Annotated in this window: 19 protein-coding genes; 12 read left to right on the forward strand and 7 right to left on the reverse strand. The window is 69.1% G+C overall.

All coding sequences use genetic code 11. From position 1 onward, the window contains the following. Nucleotides 1-10: 10 nt before the first annotated feature. Both AC4GYU_RS12615 and AC4GYU_RS12620 read right to left on the reverse strand, forming a co-directional pair. The gene (locus AC4GYU_RS12615) at nt 11-439 is read right to left on the reverse strand and encodes a DUF805 domain-containing protein (protein ID WP_491087301.1); all 429 of its coding nucleotides are present in this window, start codon (nt 437-439) and stop codon (nt 11-13) included. 51 nt (nt 440-490) lie between these two features. Further along, on the reverse strand, nt 491-1,999 hold the full coding sequence (locus AC4GYU_RS12620; RefSeq protein ID WP_491087302.1) for a YifB family Mg chelatase-like AAA ATPase: 1,509 nt from the start codon (nt 1,997-1,999) through the stop codon (nt 491-493). Between the two features lie 134 nt (nt 2,000-2,133). Between AC4GYU_RS12620 and AC4GYU_RS12625 the strand changes: the two genes are divergently transcribed. The 8 genes from AC4GYU_RS12625 to AC4GYU_RS12660 all read left to right on the forward strand — a co-directional run bounded on the left by AC4GYU_RS12625 (nt 2,134) and on the right by AC4GYU_RS12660 (nt 6,804). Next, nucleotides 2,134-2,559 (forward strand): hypothetical protein, encoded by a 426-nt coding sequence (locus AC4GYU_RS12625; RefSeq protein ID WP_491087303.1) that lies wholly within the window; start codon nt 2,134-2,136, stop codon nt 2,557-2,559. A 93-nt stretch (nt 2,560-2,652) separates the two neighbouring features. Further along, nucleotides 2,653-2,787, forward strand: a complete 135-nt coding sequence (rpmH, locus tag AC4GYU_RS12630; protein WP_037504084.1) for a 50S ribosomal protein L34 — start codon at nt 2,653-2,655, stop codon at nt 2,785-2,787. Next, a complete protein-coding gene (rnpA, locus tag AC4GYU_RS12635) occupies nt 2,787-3,110 on the forward strand; it encodes a ribonuclease P protein component (protein WP_491087364.1) in 324 nt (107 codons plus the stop codon). Before rpmH ends, rnpA begins: the two co-directional genes overlap by 1 nt. Continuing rightward, nucleotides 3,107-3,319, forward strand: coding sequence for a membrane protein insertion efficiency factor YidD (gene yidD, locus AC4GYU_RS12640; protein WP_491087304.1), 213 nt, complete (start codon nt 3,107-3,109; stop codon nt 3,317-3,319). Before rnpA ends, yidD begins: the two co-directional genes overlap by 4 nt. Nucleotides 3,320-3,336: 17 nt before the next feature. Then, nucleotides 3,337-5,067 carry a membrane protein insertase YidC gene (gene yidC / locus AC4GYU_RS12645; protein WP_491087305.1) on the forward strand — a complete coding sequence of 577 codons (1,731 nt, stop codon included), beginning with the start codon at nt 3,337-3,339 and terminating at the stop codon, nt 5,065-5,067. Beyond that, on the forward strand, nt 5,067-5,708 hold the full coding sequence (yihA, locus tag AC4GYU_RS12650) for a ribosome biogenesis GTP-binding protein YihA/YsxC (RefSeq protein WP_491087306.1): 642 nt from the start codon (nt 5,067-5,069) through the stop codon (nt 5,706-5,708). Before yidC ends, yihA begins: the two co-directional genes overlap by 1 nt. Before the next feature lie 43 nt (nt 5,709-5,751). Beyond that, nucleotides 5,752-6,423 carry a glutathione S-transferase family protein gene (locus tag AC4GYU_RS12655; protein WP_491087307.1) on the forward strand — a complete coding sequence of 224 codons (672 nt, stop codon included), beginning with the start codon at nt 5,752-5,754 and terminating at the stop codon, nt 6,421-6,423. Between the two features lie 21 nt (nt 6,424-6,444). Continuing rightward, entirely contained in the window at nt 6,445-6,804 is a 360-nt protein-coding gene (locus AC4GYU_RS12660; protein ID WP_491087308.1) for a hypothetical protein, read from the forward strand. Here the strand turns inward: AC4GYU_RS12660 and AC4GYU_RS12665 are convergent. Further along, nucleotides 6,801-7,241, reverse strand: coding sequence for a cupin domain-containing protein (locus AC4GYU_RS12665; protein WP_491087309.1), 441 nt, complete (start codon nt 7,239-7,241; stop codon nt 6,801-6,803). The genes AC4GYU_RS12660 and AC4GYU_RS12665 overlap by 4 nt on opposite strands. A 28-nt stretch (nt 7,242-7,269) precedes the next feature. Between AC4GYU_RS12665 and dapE the strand changes: the two genes are divergently transcribed. After that, complete coding sequence (dapE, locus tag AC4GYU_RS12670) at nt 7,270-8,403, forward strand: succinyl-diaminopimelate desuccinylase (RefSeq protein WP_491087310.1); 1,134 nt, start codon at nt 7,270-7,272, stop codon at nt 8,401-8,403. Between the two features lie 10 nt (nt 8,404-8,413). On the opposite strand, the gene AC4GYU_RS12675 is transcribed toward dapE, so the two are convergent. Genes AC4GYU_RS12675 through AC4GYU_RS12690 form a run of 4 tightly spaced genes read right to left on the reverse strand, consistent with a single transcriptional unit; the run spans nt 8,414 to nt 12,562 of the window. Then, the gene (locus tag AC4GYU_RS12675; protein WP_491087311.1) at nt 8,414-10,093 is read right to left on the reverse strand and encodes a putative bifunctional diguanylate cyclase/phosphodiesterase; all 1,680 of its coding nucleotides are present in this window, start codon (nt 10,091-10,093) and stop codon (nt 8,414-8,416) included. 54 nt (nt 10,094-10,147) lie between these two features. Next, nucleotides 10,148-10,690, reverse strand: a complete 543-nt coding sequence (locus AC4GYU_RS12680; protein ID WP_491087312.1) for a Smr/MutS family protein — start codon at nt 10,688-10,690, stop codon at nt 10,148-10,150. Further along, the gene (gene mltA / locus AC4GYU_RS12685; RefSeq protein ID WP_491087313.1) at nt 10,668-11,912 is read right to left on the reverse strand and encodes a murein transglycosylase A; all 1,245 of its coding nucleotides are present in this window, start codon (nt 11,910-11,912) and stop codon (nt 10,668-10,670) included. Before mltA ends, AC4GYU_RS12680 begins: the two co-directional genes overlap by 23 nt. After that, nucleotides 11,912-12,562, reverse strand: coding sequence for a Tim44/TimA family putative adaptor protein (locus AC4GYU_RS12690; RefSeq protein ID WP_491087314.1), 651 nt, complete (start codon nt 12,560-12,562; stop codon nt 11,912-11,914). Before AC4GYU_RS12690 ends, mltA begins: the two co-directional genes overlap by 1 nt. 197 nt (nt 12,563-12,759) lie before the next feature. Between AC4GYU_RS12690 and secB the strand changes: the two genes are divergently transcribed. The 3 genes from secB (at nt 12,760) to trpS (ending at nt 15,928) form a co-directional block, all read left to right on the forward strand. Further along, nucleotides 12,760-13,281: a protein-export chaperone SecB gene (gene secB / locus AC4GYU_RS12695; RefSeq protein ID WP_491087315.1), complete on the forward strand. Its 522-nt coding sequence runs from the start codon at nt 12,760-12,762 to the stop codon at nt 13,279-13,281. A gap of 63 nt (nt 13,282-13,344) precedes the next feature. Further along, a complete protein-coding gene (murJ, locus tag AC4GYU_RS12700; protein ID WP_491087316.1) occupies nt 13,345-14,916 on the forward strand; it encodes a murein biosynthesis integral membrane protein MurJ in 1,572 nt (523 codons plus the stop codon). Continuing rightward, the gene (trpS, locus tag AC4GYU_RS12705; protein WP_491087317.1) at nt 14,909-15,928 is read left to right on the forward strand and encodes a tryptophan--tRNA ligase; all 1,020 of its coding nucleotides are present in this window, start codon (nt 14,909-14,911) and stop codon (nt 15,926-15,928) included. The genes murJ and trpS overlap by 8 nt, the downstream gene beginning before the upstream one ends. The last annotated feature ends 89 nt before the right edge of the window (nt 15,929-16,017 follow it).

Raw genomic sequence — 16,017 nt, forward strand, 5'->3', positions numbered from 1 at the left:
GGCAAGGAGCCTAGCCGGCGAAGGAGAAGGCGGTCGGGCTGGCGCCCCACTTGTTGGGGACGCGGCTGCCTTCCTTGAGGAAGTGGCGCAGCAGCGCGGCGAAGAAGATCAATGCGGCGCCGATCACGCCCATCGTCACCATCTTCGACAGGAAGCCCGGGAAGACCGCGAGCAGGCCCGCTGCGAACATCAGCGCGAAGGGGATGATCAGCTCCTTGCCCGAGCAGCCGACGTCATGCAGGCGGCGCACCGCGACCGACAGCTGCGGCACGAACAGCAGCAGCGAGACGATCCCGCTGATCCGCATCCCGAAGATGCCCGCCACCAGGTTGAGCAGGATGACGAAGCCGAAGAAGATCCAGAATTCCGAGCGCGAGGCGCGCCCCTTGAAGTCCGCATAGTGGCGGAAGCTGTGGCCCACCGACTCGAACGCACCCATCGTTACTCTCCCCTATTGTCCCGCCAGCTTTTCATGGATCGGGATTAACTTCTAGTTACGCGGCGCAACCCGCCGGTAGCTGAGCGCTTCGGCGACGTGGATCCGCCCGATCCCCTCGGCTCCAGCAAGGTCGGCGATCGTCCGCGCCACCCGGAGCACCCGGTGATAGCCCCGCGCGCTCAGTCGCATCGCCGCCGATGCGTCGGCGAGGAGCTTGCGACCGGGTTCGTCGGGGGTCGCGATGGCGTCGAGCAGCTCGCCGTCGGCTTCCGCATTGGTCCGGGCCTTCGTCCCCGCGAAGCGCGCGCCCTGGACGGCCCGTGCGGCGGCAACGCGGGCGGCAACCGCCGCGCTGCCTTCGGCCGGAGGCGGCAGCGACAGGTCGGCCGCGCTCACTCCCGCGACTTCGACATGCAGGTCGATCCGGTCGAGCAGCGGCCCAGATACCCGCGCCTGATAGTCGGCCGCGCAGCGCGGCGCCCGGGTGCAGGCCAGCGCCGGATCGCCGAGATGCCCGCAGCGGCACGGGTTCATCGCCGCGACCAGCTGGACGCGCGCGGGGAAGGTGAGGTGGCTGTTGGCCCGGGCGACACTCACCGTCCCCGTCTCGAGCGGCTGGCGGAGGCTGTCGAGCACCGCCCGCTGAAATTCGGGCAGCTCGTCGAGGAACAGCACCCCGAGATGCGCGAGGCTGATCTCCCCCGGTCGGACCTTGAGCCCGCCCCCGACCAGCGCGGGCATCGACGCGCTGTGATGGGGCGCGCGGAACGGCCGCCGCCGCTTCATCTGCCCGCCCTCCATCTCGCCCGCGACCGAGGCGACCATCGATACTTCGAGCGCCTCCGCGGGCGACAGGGGCGGGAGGATTCCCGGGAGGCAGGAAGCGAGCAGCGACTTTCCTGCCCCCGGCGGCCCGCTCATCAGGAGATTGTGCCCGCCCGCCGCGGCAATCTCGAGCGCCCGCTTGGCCACCTCCTGCCCCTTGACCTGGCGAAGGTCGGGCCCGCCGACCGCGCTTTCCGCTTCGCCGATGCTCGGTGCGCCGAGCAGGGTCGTGCCCTTGAGATGCGCCAGCAGCGCGAGAAGATCGGGCGCGGCCAGTACCTCGACCTCGCCCGCCCAGGCCGCCTCCGCCCCCTGCGCCGCCGGGCAGATCAGCCCTTTCCCTTCCTGCGCTGCGTGGAGCGCGGCGAGCAGCACCCCGGGCGAGGCGGCGATCCGCCCATCGAGGCCCAGTTCCCCGACCGCGACATAATGCGACAGCATCTCGGCATCGGTCGCCCCCACTGCCGCCAGCAGGCCGAGCGCGATCGGCAGGTCGAAATGGCTCCCTTCCTTGGGGAGGTCGGCCGGCGACAGGTTGACCGTGATCACCTTGGGCGGAAGCGCCAGCCCGATCGCGGTCAGCGCGGCGCGGACCCGCTCGCGGCTTTCGGCGACCGCCTTGTCGGGCAGACCGACGATGACGAAGCGCGGGATCCCGGTCGACAGCTGGACCTGGACCTCGACCGCGCGGGCTTCGAGCCCGAGATAGGCGACGGTGGCCACGGTCGCGACCATCAGCCGCGCCCTCCGCGCACCCGCAATGACAGACGCAAAGGTCCCCCTAGCTCGGCGGACGCGAGACTATGGTATCGGCCCGAGCCGCACAAGCGCCCCTTGCCTGACCGTCTTACCTCCCTACATCACCCGCCATGTCGTTCCGGCAGCGCCTTGCCCAGGTCCGCGACACCCGGCTGCTCCAGTCGCTGGTGTTCGCCACCGGCGTCTTGCTAATCCTGGTGACTCCGCTGGTGAGCGCCCTCCCCGGCCCGGGCGGCGTGTTCGTCTTCGCCGGCGGCCTCACCCTCATCCTTCGCAGCAGCCTCTGGGCCAAGCGCCACTATGTCCGCTTCAAGCGCTGGCAGCCGCGCGCCGGCGGCTGGACCGACTGGGGCCTTCGCCGCGGCAGCGCCAAGCGCCGCGTGGCCCTTGCCAAAGAGCGCGAACGGGCCGAAGCCCCCGACCGGCAGGAGGTCGAGCGGATCGACGACCCCCTTCCCAAGGCGGGTCTCGAAGTGGTCCCGATCGACCCCACGCCGGCCGAGGTCGCGCCGGTCACGGCGACTCCCCGCCATTGACTTGCGCGCCTGTCTTCAGTAACGGCCCCGCAAGAGATGCGGCTGCCCTCGTTGGGGCGGCCCTTTTTGTTCCCAAACTCAAGGCAATGAGCGATGAAGCGCACTTTCCAGCCCAGCAATCTCGTCCGCAAGCGGCGTCACGGTTTCCGTTCGCGCATGGCGACGGTGGGCGGCCGCAAGGTGCTGAATGCCCGCCGCGCCCGCGGCCGCAAGAAGCTCAGCGCTTAATCACGCTCCGCAAGCGCGCCGATTTCCTGGCTGCCAATGGCGGCCGGCGCGCCCCGACTCCCGGCTTTGTCCTGCTGGTCCGCCCCCGCGGCGACGGCTCGGACGCCAAGCGGGTCGGCTATACGGTCAGCAAGAAGGTCGGCAACGCCGTCGTCCGCAACCGGATGAAGCGGCGCCTCCGTGCGCTCGCCGCCGAACTGCTGCCGACCGCCGGGCTGACCGGCGCGGACCATGTCCTGATTGGCCGCAACGGCGGGATCGAGCGCGATTTCGCCCTCCTCCGCCAGGACCTGACCAAGGCTCTGCGCAAGGTCGCGGCATGATCGCGCGCCTGCTTATCCTGATCGCGCGCGGCTGGCAGCTCGGCCCGAGCGCGATCCTGCCGCCGTCCTGCCGGTTCCAGCCAAGTTGCTCGGCCTATGCAATCACCGCATGGTCCCGCTATGGCGCGCTTCGCGGAAGCTGGCTCGCCCTGAGGCGGATCGGCCGCTGCCATCCCTGGGGCGGCCAGGGCCACGACCCCGTTCCCTGACGAGGACATGATTCGAAGTGAATAACGACACGCGCAACATGGTCCTCGCCATCGTGCTTTCGGCACTGGTGCTGTTCGGCTGGGGCGCGCTCTCGCAGCGCTATTTCCCGACCCCCAAGAAGCCCGCCGCGACCGCCGCGGCGCAGCCCGGCCAGCCTGCCACGGGCACGCCCGCCGCGGCCACCGCCGCTGCCGCCCCGACCTTGTCGGCGGCGCAGGCGCTGACCAGCGTCCCCCGGGTCCGGATCTCGACCCCCAGCCTGACCGGCTCGCTCAACCTCAAGGGCGCGCGGTTCGACGACCTTCGCCTCGTTCGCCAGACCACCAACATCAAGGAAGGGTCGCCCCCGGTCCGGCTCCTGAGCCCGGCCGGCGCGCGCGGTGCCTATTTCGCGAGCTTCGGCTGGACGGGCCAAGGCGTCGCCGTTCCCGACGCCAACACCGTCTGGACCCCCAGCAGCACCGAGCTCACCCCGGCCAAGCCGGTGACGCTCAGCTGGACCAACCCGACCGGCCAGCGCTTTGAACTGCTGGTGAAGGTCGACGACGGCTATCTCTTCACCGTCACCCAGAAGGTCAGCAACGGCGGCACCGGCCCCGTCGCGATCCGTCCCTTCGCCCTCCTCAGCCGCGCCTCCAAGTCGACCGACCCGGACGGCTGGACCCACCATGTGGGCCCGATGGCCGTGCTCGACGGCAAGGCCAATTACGACATCAACTATGGCACGCTCGACGACGAGGCCGCTGGCCAGCGTTTCAGCGGCAACAACGGCTGGCTCGGCTTCACCGACAAATATTGGCTGACTGCACTCGCTCCGGCCGGCAACGGCGCCGTTGCCGCCAGCTTCCGCCGCGGCGCGGGCACCAGCTACCAGGCCGATTATGCGCTCGAGCCGAAGGTCCTCGCCCCCGGCCAGGCGCTGACCGACACCAATCACCTCTTCGCCGGTGCCAAGGAGAAGAAGTGGCTCGACGCTTATGAGGCATCGGGCGCGCTCCCGCTCATCTCCAAGTCGATCGACTGGGGCTGGTTCGAATGGTTCATGCGGCCGATCTTCGCGCTGCTGGTCTGGCTGTTCCACACCATCGGCAACTTCGGCTTCGCGATCATCGCGCTGACCTTCATCGTCCGCGCGATCATGTATCCGATCTTCGACCGGCAGTTCCGCGGCATGGCCGCGATGCGCGCCGTCCAACCGAAGATGAAGGAGATCCAGGACCGTCACAAGGACGACCGCGAGAAGATGCAGCGCGAGCTGCTCGAGCTCTACAAGCGCGAGAAGATCAATCCGGCCGCCGGCTGCCTTCCGATCTTCCTCCAGATCCCGGTCTTCTACGCCCTCTACAAGGTGCTGACCGTTAGCGTGGAGATGCGCCACCAGCCCTTCGTCCTGTGGATCAAGGATCTGTCGGCGCCCGACCCCCTGACCCCGGTCAACCTGTTCGGCCTGCTGCCCTTCGATCCTCCGGGTCTGCTCCACCTGGGCGTGCTCCCGATCCTCCTCGGCATCACCATGTGGCTCCAGTTCCGCCTCAACCCGGCGCCGATGGACGCGGTCCAGAAGCAGATCTTCTCGTTCATGCCCTGGGTCCTTATGTTCACCATGGCGAGCTTCGCCGCGGGCCTTCAGCTCTACTGGGTGGTCTCGAACATCCTCGGCATCGTCCAGCAGAAGTATCTCTATTCGAAGTATGACGCCGACAAGATCGCGGCCAAGGCGGGCCTCGCCACGACGGCGAAGACCTGATGGACGCGCAGGACGAGGATCTGGTGGAACGCGCCCGGCGCCTGTTCGCAGGCCCGGTCGAGTTCCTGAAGTCGGCCCCCGGGCTCGAATTCCTGCCGGACGCGACCGCGCCGGAGATCGCCTTCGCGGGCCGGTCGAACGTCGGCAAGAGCTCGCTGCTCAACGCCATCACCGGCCGCAACAAGCTGGCGCGGACCTCGAACACGCCCGGCCGCACGCAGGAGCTCAACTTCTTCGATGTCGGCCAGCCGCTCGCGCTGCGCCTCGTCGACATGCCCGGCTATGGCTTCGCCGAGGCCCCGCGCGACATGGTCAAGCGCTGGCGCTTCCTGGTGAACGACTATCTGCGTGGCCGGCAGGTGCTGAAGCGCGCGGTGGTGCTGATCGACAGCCGCCACGGGGTGAAACCCGTCGACCGCGAGATCATGGACATGCTCGATGCCGCTGCGGTCGGCTACCGGCTGGTCCTCACCAAGGCCGACAAGATCAAGGCGAGCGAGCTCGCCGCGGTCCGCGCCGCGACCGAGGCCGAGGCCGCCAAGCGCCCTGCCGCTTTCCCCCAGCTCATCGCCACCTCGAGCGAGAAGGGCATGGGCATCGCCGAAGTTCGCGCCGCCGTACTGGAAGACGCACTCAGCTAAGCCCGAGCTTGCGCATGCGCTCTCCAGCCGCGAAGGAGGGCCGATGCTCAAACTGATCCTCGGCAACAAGGCCTATTCCTCCTGGTCGATGCGCGGCTGGCTTGCGCTCAAGGCGTCCGGCCTCGAATTCGAGGAACTGGTTGTCCCGCTCTACAACGACAGCTGGGACCAGCGCCGCGAGGGCGACGAATTCGCCCCCTCCTCGGGCAAGGTACCGCTCCTGTGGCACGACGACCTCGTCGTCTGGGACAGCCTCGCGATCATCGAATATTGCGCCGACCTCACCGAGACGACGCGCTTCTGGCCCGAGGACCTCGCCGCCCGCGCCATGGCCCGTTCGATGGCTGCCGAGATGCATTCGGGTTTCGCGGCGCTGCGCCGCGAATGCCCGATGAACGTGCGCCGCAACACGCCCATGCCGCAATTGTCGCAAGAGACCGTCGCCGACATCAACCGGATCCTCGTCCTGTGGGCCCAGGCCCGCGCCCGCCACGGCTCGGGTGGCCCCTTCCTGTTCGGCGGCTGGAGCGCGGCCGACATGATGTACGCCCCGGTCGTTACCCGCTTCCTGACCTATTCCATCCCGGTCCCGCCCTTTGCCCGGCAATATATGTCCGACGTCCTCCGGCACCCCCATGTCGCCGAATGGATCGACGCCGCGCAGGACGAACCCTGGGTCATCGAACAATATGAAGGCGGCCAGGGAACCGCCTGACTCGCCGTTCGTCCGGAGGGGATGCGTTCAACTTTCGTTATCCCCGCCGTCCTGCTTTCCCTGCTCGGCGCCTGTGCAACCCCGGCCGAACGGATTTCGGACACGCTCGCCGGCTACGGCCTCGAGCGCGCCCGGGCTGATTGCGTCGGCAATTATCTCCAAGCCGAGCTCAGCACCGCTCAGCTTCTCGAGCTCAGCCGCACCGCCAAGGCCTATCGCGCGCGTGACCCCAACCCCGGGGCGCTGACGGTCGACGACCTGCTCGTCCTCAGCAGCGAGATCCGCGATCCCAAGATTCCGTTGACCGTCGCCAAGTCGGCCGGCCGCTGCGGCCTCGTGCCCTTGGGCTTCACCGACCTCTCGAAGGCGCTCCTCTCCTAGTCGGACTTGCGCCGGAACTTCATCGTCCGGGCGTCGAGATGCATGTCGATGTCCGGATAATGGCAGTCGCTCCCATTGGGCTTGCCGACCGCGACGAAGCGGCACGGCGCCGCGCTCTCGTTGATGAGGTGGTGGCCGTCGGCGACACCCTTGGGAAAGGCTGCGACGTCGCCTGCCTTCAGCACGGTCCGGCCGCCATTCTCGACCAGCACCGCCTCGCCCTCGAGCATCACCACGATCTCGTCCTCTTCCTCGTGCCAATGACGCTGGCTCGACCAGGCCCCGGGTTCGAGCGTGACGTGACTGACGCCGAAATCCTCCAGCCCCGCGACTGGCGCCAGCCGTTTGTACCAGCGCCCCTGCACCGCCGAGTCATGCGGCGGGGGATAACCCGTGGCATTGGTCGCCGGGATCGTCTCGAGCGGGAGTTTCGGCATTCGCAATCCTCATGCTAGCGGGCGCTTCATGCCCATCATCGACCCCGTCGCGCTCGCTGCCAAGCTGATCTCGGTCCCGTCGGTCACCCCGGCCAGCGGCGCGGTGTTCGACGTGCTTGCCGATGCCCTGTCCGAAGCCGGTTTCACCATCCACCGTTTCACCCTTGGCCAGGCGCCCGACGGCCCGACCGAGAACATGATCGCGATCCGCGACCGCGGCCCCGGCCCCCATGTCGGCTTCGCCGGCCACCTCGACGTTGTCCCCGCGGGCGAAGGCTGGGCGAGCGACGCCTTCACCGCGACCCTCGAGGACGGCCGCCTGGTCGGCCGCGGCGCCAACGACATGAAGAGCGCGATCGCCGCCGCCGCTTCCGCCGCCGCCGCGATCGAGCAGCGCTCGGGCACCCTCTCCTTCCTCATCACCGGCGACGAGGAAGGCTATGCGACCTACGGCACGCCGCGGATCATCGACTGGCTGAACGAGCGCGGCATCCGACCCGACATGATCCTGATCGGGGAGCCGACCAGCGAGCAGAGGCTCGGCGACACGGTCAAGATCGGCCGCCGCGGCTCGGTCAACTTCTGGCTCACCGTGAAGGGCACGCAGGGCCATGTCGCCTACCCGCACAAGGCCGACAATCCGGTCCCGCGCCTCGGCCGGATCGTCGCCGCGCTCGCCGCGCTCCACCTCGACACCGGGACCGAGGCCTTCCCCCCGTCCAACCTCCAGTTCACCGCGCTCGGCACGCCGACCAATGCCAGCAACCTCATCCCCGGCGAGGCGACGGCGCAATTCAACATCCGCTTCAACAACCTCCACCGCGGCGCCGACCTCATCGCGCTGGTGACCGAGACCGCGCACGCCATCGACCCCGGGGCCGAAGTCCGCTCGCGTATCTCGGGCGAAGCCTTTCTCACCCCCAAGGGCAGGCTCTACGACCTGGTCACCGAGGCGATCCGCGCCGAATGCGGGATCACGCCCGAGCTCTCGACCGGCGGCGGCACGTCGGACGGACGCTTCCTCATCCAGCTCTGCCCGGTGGTCGACTTCGGCCTGCCCAACGCGACCATGCACAAGGTCGGCGAGAGCGCGGCGGTGACGGACATCGAGGTGCTGGCGCGCATCTACCGGCGGGTGTTCGAGGGCGGCCTCTCGGCCTGACCGCAAGCGCTCAGGCGGCGCTTCGGCCTTCGCTGCTGGCGTGGGCGGTCCAGGACAGGAACTCGCCTTCCATCATCGGCTCGGCGAAGACGAAGCCCTGGATGGTCTCGCAGCCCATCGCCCGGAGAATATCGGCTTGGGCGACCGTCTCGACGGCCTCGGCGACAAGCTCGCACTCGACCCCGCGGACCAGCTGGATCACCGCCTGGACGACGTTGCGCGCCTGCTCGCTGTCGACGATGTCGTGGATCAGCGACTGGTCGAGCTTGACCCGGTCGATCGGCAACTGCCGCAGCCGGGCGAGATTCGAATAGCCCGTCCCGAAGTCGTCAATCGCGATCCGTGCGCCTTCACGGCGCACCTCGGCGATCTCGGCCAGCACCGCGGCCGAGCATTCCATCGCCGCCGTCTCGGTGAACTCGAGTTCGATTCGGTCGAGCGGAACTCCGGCCTGGGCGAAGATCTGCCGCAGCCGCGGGAAGAAATCGTGCCGCTCGAGCTGGCGCGGCGAGACGTTGAACGCGATCCGGCTCGGGCCGTCCCCGCTTTCGGTCCAGCTCGCCAGCATCGCCGCGACCTCGGCCATCACCCAGTCACCGATGTCGTTGATGACCCCGGTCTGCTCGGCGATGGTGATGAAATTGCCCGGCGCGACCATGCCGCGGGTCGGGTGGTTCCAGCGCAGCAGCGCCTCCGCCCCCGTCACCGCCCCGCTTGTGAGGCTGAGCTGCGGCTGGAGCGCGAGCACGAATTCGCCCCGCTGGACCGCGTCGACCAGCGCTTTCTCGGTCTCGAGCCGGTGGCGATGCTCCTCGGCCAGCGCGTCGTTGAACTGGCAATGCTGGTGCCCGCCGCGGCTCTTGGCGCGATACATGGCGACGTCCGCCGCCTTCATCAGCTCCTCGACCGAGCGGCCATGCGCCGGCCCCATCGCGACCCCGACCGAGGCCCCGATGTCGACGCTGTTGCCCTGGAGCTCGAAGGGTTCGCCGATTGCCAGCACCACCCGGCGCGCCAGCCGGTCGGCTTCGGCCTCGCTCGCGACATCGGGGAAGAAGAGGGTGAATTCGTCACCCGCGAGCCGTGCCAGCAGCGGCCGCGCCTGATTGTTCGCGGCCTCGCTGTTGATCAGAACCCGCAGCCGGTTCGCCACCATCACCAGCAGCTGGTCGCCGCGGGCATGGCCGAAACTGTCGTTGACCGCCTTGAACCGGTCGAGGTCGAGGAACAGCATCACCGACGAGCGCTCGCCCGCCGCGACCAGCAGCCGTTCGGCCTCGGCGCGGAAGTTGAGCCGGTTGGGCAGGCTGGTGACGGGATCGTACATGCCCAGCGCATGGGCGTTGTCGATCGAGCTGCGGACCTCGGCGAAGAGCGTGTCGACCGCCGAGGCGACCTTGGGCATCGCCCGCCGGACAAGCTCGGGGGCCGGGCTGGTGAGATCGCCCTCCTCCACCGCCAGCAACCGGTCGCGCAGGGCGGTCAGCGCCCGCGCGCCCTCGCTGTTGGGACGCTCCGAGGCGACATAGCAGACGATCAGGCAGAAGGCCCCGGCGACGATCGCGGCGGCGATCTGCTCGGGCAGGTGCGTGACGGTCAGGAAGGCATAGAGCGAGAAGATGAACGACGCGACGCCGGCCAGCCCCGACAGGAGCATATTGCTGATTTTCTGCGCGCTTCCGCCCTTCATAACGGGGGATAGTTAAAGCGGCAGAGTTAAGAAGCCGTGTAGGCCCGCCGACTGCTAGCGGCGCAGGATGAGATAGAGGCTCCCGCCCCCGCCGTGACGGCGATGCGCGCTCCGGACCGCGGCGATCCGGTCGGCATGGCGCGACACCGCCAGCCAGTCGTGAACGGCCGCGCGGATGCGTCCGCGCTGGATCGGCGGCTCGCCCGGACGATGATGGCCAGTGACCAGAAGGAGAACCCGCTCGCCCGCGGTTACCGCGCGCTCGAGCGCCCGGTCGATCGCATCCCACGCGCCCTCGAGATTATGGCCGTGGAGATCGACCGTACGGTCGACCGCGATGTTACCGCTCTTGAGCCTTTTTTCCCAATGGCCGTCGAGATTGCCGTGGATGGTCGCCCGGCGAACCGGCGCGGCGGTGACCGGACGCGGCGGCGGGACCCTGCCCTTCGGCGCAGCGCGGACCGGCTCCGGCTCGGGTGCCGTCAGCGGCACGGTCCGGACGGGGGGCGTGGGCGGGCGGTCGCGGCTCAGCGGCGTGATCGTGGCCGCCACCCGCGCCCACAGCGCCTGCTCGTCAGGGCTGAGTGAGCGGGACATTGGCCGGGACCGGCAGCGTCGCCGCAGCGGCAGCGGCTTCGGCGGCCGCCCTGGCCTTGGCCGCGGCCAGGCTTCCGCGCGGGAGCAGGAGGAGCGCGCTGCCCTTGGCCGCCATCCCGCCCGCGATCCGGGTCGCCTCGGTGCCATGGCCCCAGAAGGTATCGAAGCGATTCGAGCCCTTGATCGCCCCGCCCGTATCCTGCGCGACCCACAGGCCGCTGGCCTCGGGGCGATCGACGGTGAGGAACAAAGGTGCGCCCAGCGGCACGAACAGGGGATCGGCGGCGACGGTCGCGCGGCCCGTCACGGGGACGTTCATCGCGCCCAGCGGCCCGGGGCCGGTCAGCTCGCGGAAAAAGATGTAGGACAGGTTCTCGCGCATGATCGCGCGGCCTTCCTCGGGATTGGCCCGGAGCCAGGCGACGATGTCCTGCATGCTCGTGCCGCCGGGCTGGAGGATCCCGCGCTCGCGCATGATCCGCCCGATCGCCTTATACTCGCGCCCATTCTGCTCGGCATAGCCAAGCCTCATCTCGCCCCCGTCGGGGAGCCGGAGCCGGCCCGAGCCCTGGATCTGGAGGAAGAAGAGCTCGATCGGGTCGGCCGCCCAGGCGAGCTCGAGCCCCTTGTTGGCGAGCGCTCCGTCCTCGATCTCGCCGCGGGTATAATAAAAGACGCAGGTCCCGGTCTCGTCGATCCGCCCGCGCCCCGTGGTCCCGTCCGCCTTGGTGCAGCGGGTGAGGTCGGTCGGCGTCCGATAGATGGGAACGTGGCCGGGCAGCGCCGTCCGCGCCCCGGCGAGCTCGGGCTCGTAATAGCCGGTCGCGAAGGCCTTCCCGTCGGCGACCTGGACCCATTCGAAGCGCTGCTCGAAGAAGGAACGCGCCGCGGTCGGCGCCAGCGTCGCCGCCTCGCTGCACAGGGGCTGCCAGTCGGTGCCGAGAGTCAGCCCGCTCGCATCCTTGCGGCGGACCAGCACCGGGCAGGAAAGCTTGAACGCCTCGAGCGTACGGACCGCCTGCTCGTCGGAGAGGGTGCGCGGCGCGGCGACAAAGGCCCCCGCGTCGATCGCCCGCTTCGGCGGCGGCGGCGCGGGCGGCGTCACCGGGGTCGGCGCGGGCGCGGGGCTCGGCAGCGGAGCCGGCTGCTGTGTCGGGCGCGTCGCGCAGGCGGCGAGCGTCAGCGCGAGGAGCGCGGCCGACGCATTCGTCTTGATCCGCACTATTCGTCGTCGGTTTCGATCAGGATCCAATTCGGATCGTGCGATCCGAGGTCGCGGCGGAAGGTCCAGCGATCGCGGGTCTGCACCGCATCGCTGAGCGAACCGGCGACGACCGCGCCTTCACCGTCGCGGGTCACCGCGGCGATGTCGGCCTCGAAGCGAACGATCACGGTCGCGACCTTGCCCGACAGGTTGGCGGCGGCGATCACCGCCTGCTCGATCGCGATCAGGCGATTGTCGAGCGTCTGCCCGGCGGCCTTGCGCTCGGCGATGGCGCTGTCGAAGGCCTCGGCGATCTCGGGATCGAGGAAGCCGCGCACGTCGCTGATGTCGCCGCGCCAGAAGGCCTCGAGGATCATCCGGTAGGCACCCTGCGCGCCCTCGAGGAAGCGGGCGACGTCGAAGCCCGGATCGGCGGCAAGCAGGGCGCGGACGCCCGGGCCGGCCATCGGCAGATAGGCGGTGTCGAGCGGTTCGGCGGCGCTCGGCTGCCCGGCGACGGGCACGGCGGTACGCGGCTGCGGCGCGCTGTCGGCGTCGGCCGGCTTCAGCGTCAGTTGCTGCTCATGCCCGGTGCGTTCGCCCAGCACGCTGTACAGGCGAAGGCCGATGAACAGGGCTACCAGCGCGAGGATGATGATCGAGACCAAGGAACCGCCTTCTTGTAATCCAGCAATGGGAGACAACGCTTAACATAGGGGCTGGTGCCCCCGCTTCAAACCCTCGCCCAAAGGCCTGCCCGCGCCATTGCACCGGTTCACCCCGGCTGCTAGTCGCCCGCCCCAGTTCGGACCAGGGCAGCAACCTTGCCTGAGTCTTCCTTGTAGCATGGTTAAGGGCACAAATCATGGCCGCTTCTGATCCCGTCGCCGCGAACGGCGCCACCGACGACCTCAACGCCGACGCTCCGCAGATCGCGGCGCTGGCGCAATATGTGAAGGACCTCTCGGTCGAGAACCCCTCGTCGCCGCAGGTCTTCCAGTGGCAGGAGCAGCCGAGCCTCGACGTCCAGTTCAACATCGCGGTCAACAAGATCGCCGACGACGTCCACGAGGTCGTGCTCAAGATCGACGCCTCGGCGCGGTCCAACTCGGGCGTCCATTTCGTCCTCGACCTCAGCTACGCGGGCCTGTTCGGCCTTCGCAACCTGCCCGAGGAGCAGCTCCCGCCGTTCCTCCTAGTCGAGGCTCCGCGCCTGCTCTTCCCGTTCGCCCGGCAGATCGTCGCCGCCTCGACGCAGGACGCCGGCTTCCCGCCGCTGATGCTCGACCCGATCGACTTCGCCAGCATCTACCTGTCGCAGATCGAGGCCGCCCAGCAGGCCGCCGACACGGGCGAGCAGCCGAGCGGTGAACCCACCGTCCAGTAAGACCGGCGCCCTCCCCGTCGCCGGGGAGGGGCCTCGCACGACCGGAGGGGGCGTGGCGGACCGATGAATCTCCTCAAGGCCACCGGAACCATCGGCGGGCTGACGCTCGTCAGCCGGATCCTCGGCTTCGCCCGCGAAATGCTGATGAGCCGGATCATGGGCGCATCGGCCGCGGCGGACGCCTTCTTCGTCGCGTTCCGCCTCCCCAACACCTTCCGCCGCCTGTTCGGCGAAGGCGCGTTCAGCGCGGGCTTCGTGCCGCTCTACGCCCAGCGCCTCCACGGCGAGAATGGCGAGGCCGAGGCCAAGAAATTCTCGGAAGAGGTGCTCGCCGTCTTCCTCCCGACCCTGGTGCTCTTCACCCTCGTCTTCCAGCTCATCATGCCGGCCTTTGTCGCCGCCATCTCGGGCTATCAGGGCGAGAAGCTGGCGCTTGCCACCTACCTCACCCGGATCACCTTCCCCTATCTCATCCTGATCAGCCTAGTGTCGCTGTGGGCGGGCATCCTTAACAGCCTCGCGCGCTTCACGGCCGCGGCCTTCGCGCCTGCCCTCCTCAACCTCGCGATGATGATGGCGCTGATCTTCTTCCCGCAGGGCGGCGACTATACCGCCTTCTGGCTTGCCTGCGCGGTGACCTTCGGCGGGGTGATCCAGCTTGCGCTGCTCATCGCGGCCTCGGTCCGCGCCGGGGTCTCGCTGCGCCTCCGCCGTCCGCGGATGACTCCCGGCGTGCGCCAGTTCGTCCGGGTCGTCGTGCCCGCGACGCTCGGCGCCGGCGTCTACCAGATCAGCGCCTTCATCGACACCTTCTTCCTCGCCCGGATCGGCACCGGGGCCTTGTCCTGGTTCAACTATGCCGACCGCCTCAACCAGCTTCCGCTGGGCGTGATCGGCGCCGCGCTCGGCACCGCCATCCTGCCCCAGGTCAGCCGATTCGTCGGCCAGAAGGAGCCCGACAAGGCCGCCCACGTCCAGGCGCAGGCGATGGACCTCGGCATGTTCCTGACCCTCCCCGCCGCGCTCGCTCTGTGCGTCGCCGCCGGGCCGCTGGTCGGCGCCCTCTTCCAGGGCGGCGAATATACCCTCCGCGACAGCCAGATCACCGCGACCGTCCTCGCGATCATCGTCCTTGGCCTTCCTGCCTACGTGCTGGTGAAGGTCCTCACGCCGGGCTTCTACTCGCGCCAGGACACTGCGACGCCGGTCAAGACCGCGGCCTTCGTGCTGGTGGTCAACATCGTCCTCAACTTCGTCGTCCAGGGCCTGTCGAGCGATCCGCTGTTCCGCATCGCCGGCCTCAGCGCCGTCATCGCGCTGACCAGCTGGCTCAACTGCCTGATCCTCTACGTCATCCTCCACCGCCGCGGCCATTTCCGGATCCCCGGCTGGCTCGCCTCGCGCCTGTTCCGCCAGCTGCTTGCCGGCGCGGTGATGGTCGCCGCCCTCTACGGGCTGGAGATGGTCTTCGCCGACTGGTTCACCGGCGGCACCGGCAAGCGGATCGTCGCCGTCGGCGCGCTCGTCGGCCTCGGCATGGCGATCTACTTCCCGCTCTGCTGGGTCATCGGCGGTGTCGACCGCCAGGCCTTCCGTGACCTCCTCGCCCGCAAGAAGCCCGCTGCCAATGCCTGATCCGCTTCCCGTCACCCGGGTCCTCTCGGGCATCCAGCCAACCGGCAACCTCCACCTCGGCAACCTCCTCGGCGCGATCCTCCGCTGGGTCCGGATGCAGGACGAGGCCCCGTGCCTCTTCTTCCTCGCCGACCTTCACAGCCTGTCGGATCATATTCCGGCCGAGACCCGCCTCGCGCAGGTCCGCGCCATGGCCGCCGCGCTGATCGCCAGCGGGATCGACCCCGCCCGCTCGACCCTCTTCGCGCAAAGCGACGTCCCCGCCCATGCCGAGCTCTGCTGGCTCCTCAACGGCACCGCCCGCATGGGCTGGCTCAGCCGCATGACCCAGTGGAAGGACAAGTCGGGCAAGAACAAGGAGGGCGCCTCGGTCGCCCTGTTCGACTATCCCGTGCTGCAGGCCGCCGACATCCTCCTCTACCAGGCCAGCCACGTCCCCGTCGGCGAGGACCAGAAGCAGCACATCGAGCTGACCCGCGACATCGCGAACAAGTTCAACCTCGACACCGGCACCGAGACCTTCACCGTGCCCGAGCCCTTCATCGGCGGCGGGGTCGCGGCACGGGTCATGTCCTTGCGCGACGGCTCGGCCAAGATGAGCAAGTCCGACCCCTCGGACATGAGCCGGGTCAACCTTGTCGATTCGGATGACGAGATCGCCGCCAAGATCCGCAAGGCCCGGACCGATCCCGAACCCCTCCCCGGCGATCCCGAACTGCTCAAGGAGCGGCCCGAGGCGCGCAACCTCGTCGGGATCATGGCCGCTGTCACGGGCGAAAGCGAACCCGCCATCCTCGCCCGCTTCGAGGGCCAGGGTTTCGGCGCCTTCAAGCCCGCGCTGGCCGAGGCCCTGGTGACGCTGATCGCCCCGATCCGTGCCCGCTATGTCGAACTTGAGCGCGACACGCCGTCGCTCGACCGGATCCTCGACGACGGCGCCGAACGCGCCCGCACGCTCGCCGCCCCGACGCTCCAGGCCGCCAAAAGGGCACTGGGATTAAGCCGGCACTAGACTGATATCGTCTGCCGCAGGCACGACCGACTGGCTGGGTCCGGCCTTCCACTCACCGCCGCCAGCACTCCCTTCATCGACCGTTCAAC

It is taken from the genome of Sphingomonas sp. SP2, from assembly GCF_058313385.1.

Coding starts and splice junctions, on each gene's coding strand:
- AC4GYU_RS12680 (WP_491087312.1), bottom strand. CDS start 10,690: ATGTCCCGCTCACTCAGCCCTGACGAGCAGGCGCTGTGGGCGCGGGTG.
- murJ (WP_491087316.1), top strand. CDS start 13,345: ATGAATCTCCTCAAGGCCACCGGAACCATCGGCGGGCTGACGCTCGTC.
- AC4GYU_RS12660 (WP_491087308.1), top strand. CDS start 6,445: ATGCGTTCAACTTTCGTTATCCCCGCCGTCCTGCTTTCCCTGCTCGGC.
- trpS (WP_491087317.1), top strand. CDS start 14,909: ATGCCTGATCCGCTTCCCGTCACCCGGGTCCTCTCGGGCATCCAGCCA.
- AC4GYU_RS12675 (WP_491087311.1), bottom strand. CDS start 10,093: ATGAAGGGCGGAAGCGCGCAGAAAATCAGCAATATGCTCCTGTCGGGG.
- dapE (WP_491087310.1), top strand. CDS start 7,270: ATGCCCATCATCGACCCCGTCGCGCTCGCTGCCAAGCTGATCTCGGTC.
- secB (WP_491087315.1), top strand. CDS start 12,760: ATGGCCGCTTCTGATCCCGTCGCCGCGAACGGCGCCACCGACGACCTC.
- AC4GYU_RS12625 (WP_491087303.1), top strand. CDS start 2,134: ATGTCGTTCCGGCAGCGCCTTGCCCAGGTCCGCGACACCCGGCTGCTC.
- yidD (WP_491087304.1), top strand. CDS start 3,107: ATGATCGCGCGCCTGCTTATCCTGATCGCGCGCGGCTGGCAGCTCGGC.
- yihA (WP_491087306.1), top strand. CDS start 5,067: ATGGACGCGCAGGACGAGGATCTGGTGGAACGCGCCCGGCGCCTGTTC.
- AC4GYU_RS12655 (WP_491087307.1), top strand. CDS start 5,752: ATGCTCAAACTGATCCTCGGCAACAAGGCCTATTCCTCCTGGTCGATG.
- AC4GYU_RS12615 (WP_491087301.1), bottom strand. CDS start 439: ATGGGTGCGTTCGAGTCGGTGGGCCACAGCTTCCGCCACTATGCGGAC.
- AC4GYU_RS12620 (WP_491087302.1), bottom strand. CDS start 1,999: ATGGTCGCGACCGTGGCCACCGTCGCCTATCTCGGGCTCGAAGCCCGC.
- rpmH (WP_037504084.1), top strand. CDS start 2,653: ATGAAGCGCACTTTCCAGCCCAGCAATCTCGTCCGCAAGCGGCGTCAC.
- AC4GYU_RS12665 (WP_491087309.1), bottom strand. CDS start 7,241: ATGCCGAAACTCCCGCTCGAGACGATCCCGGCGACCAATGCCACGGGT.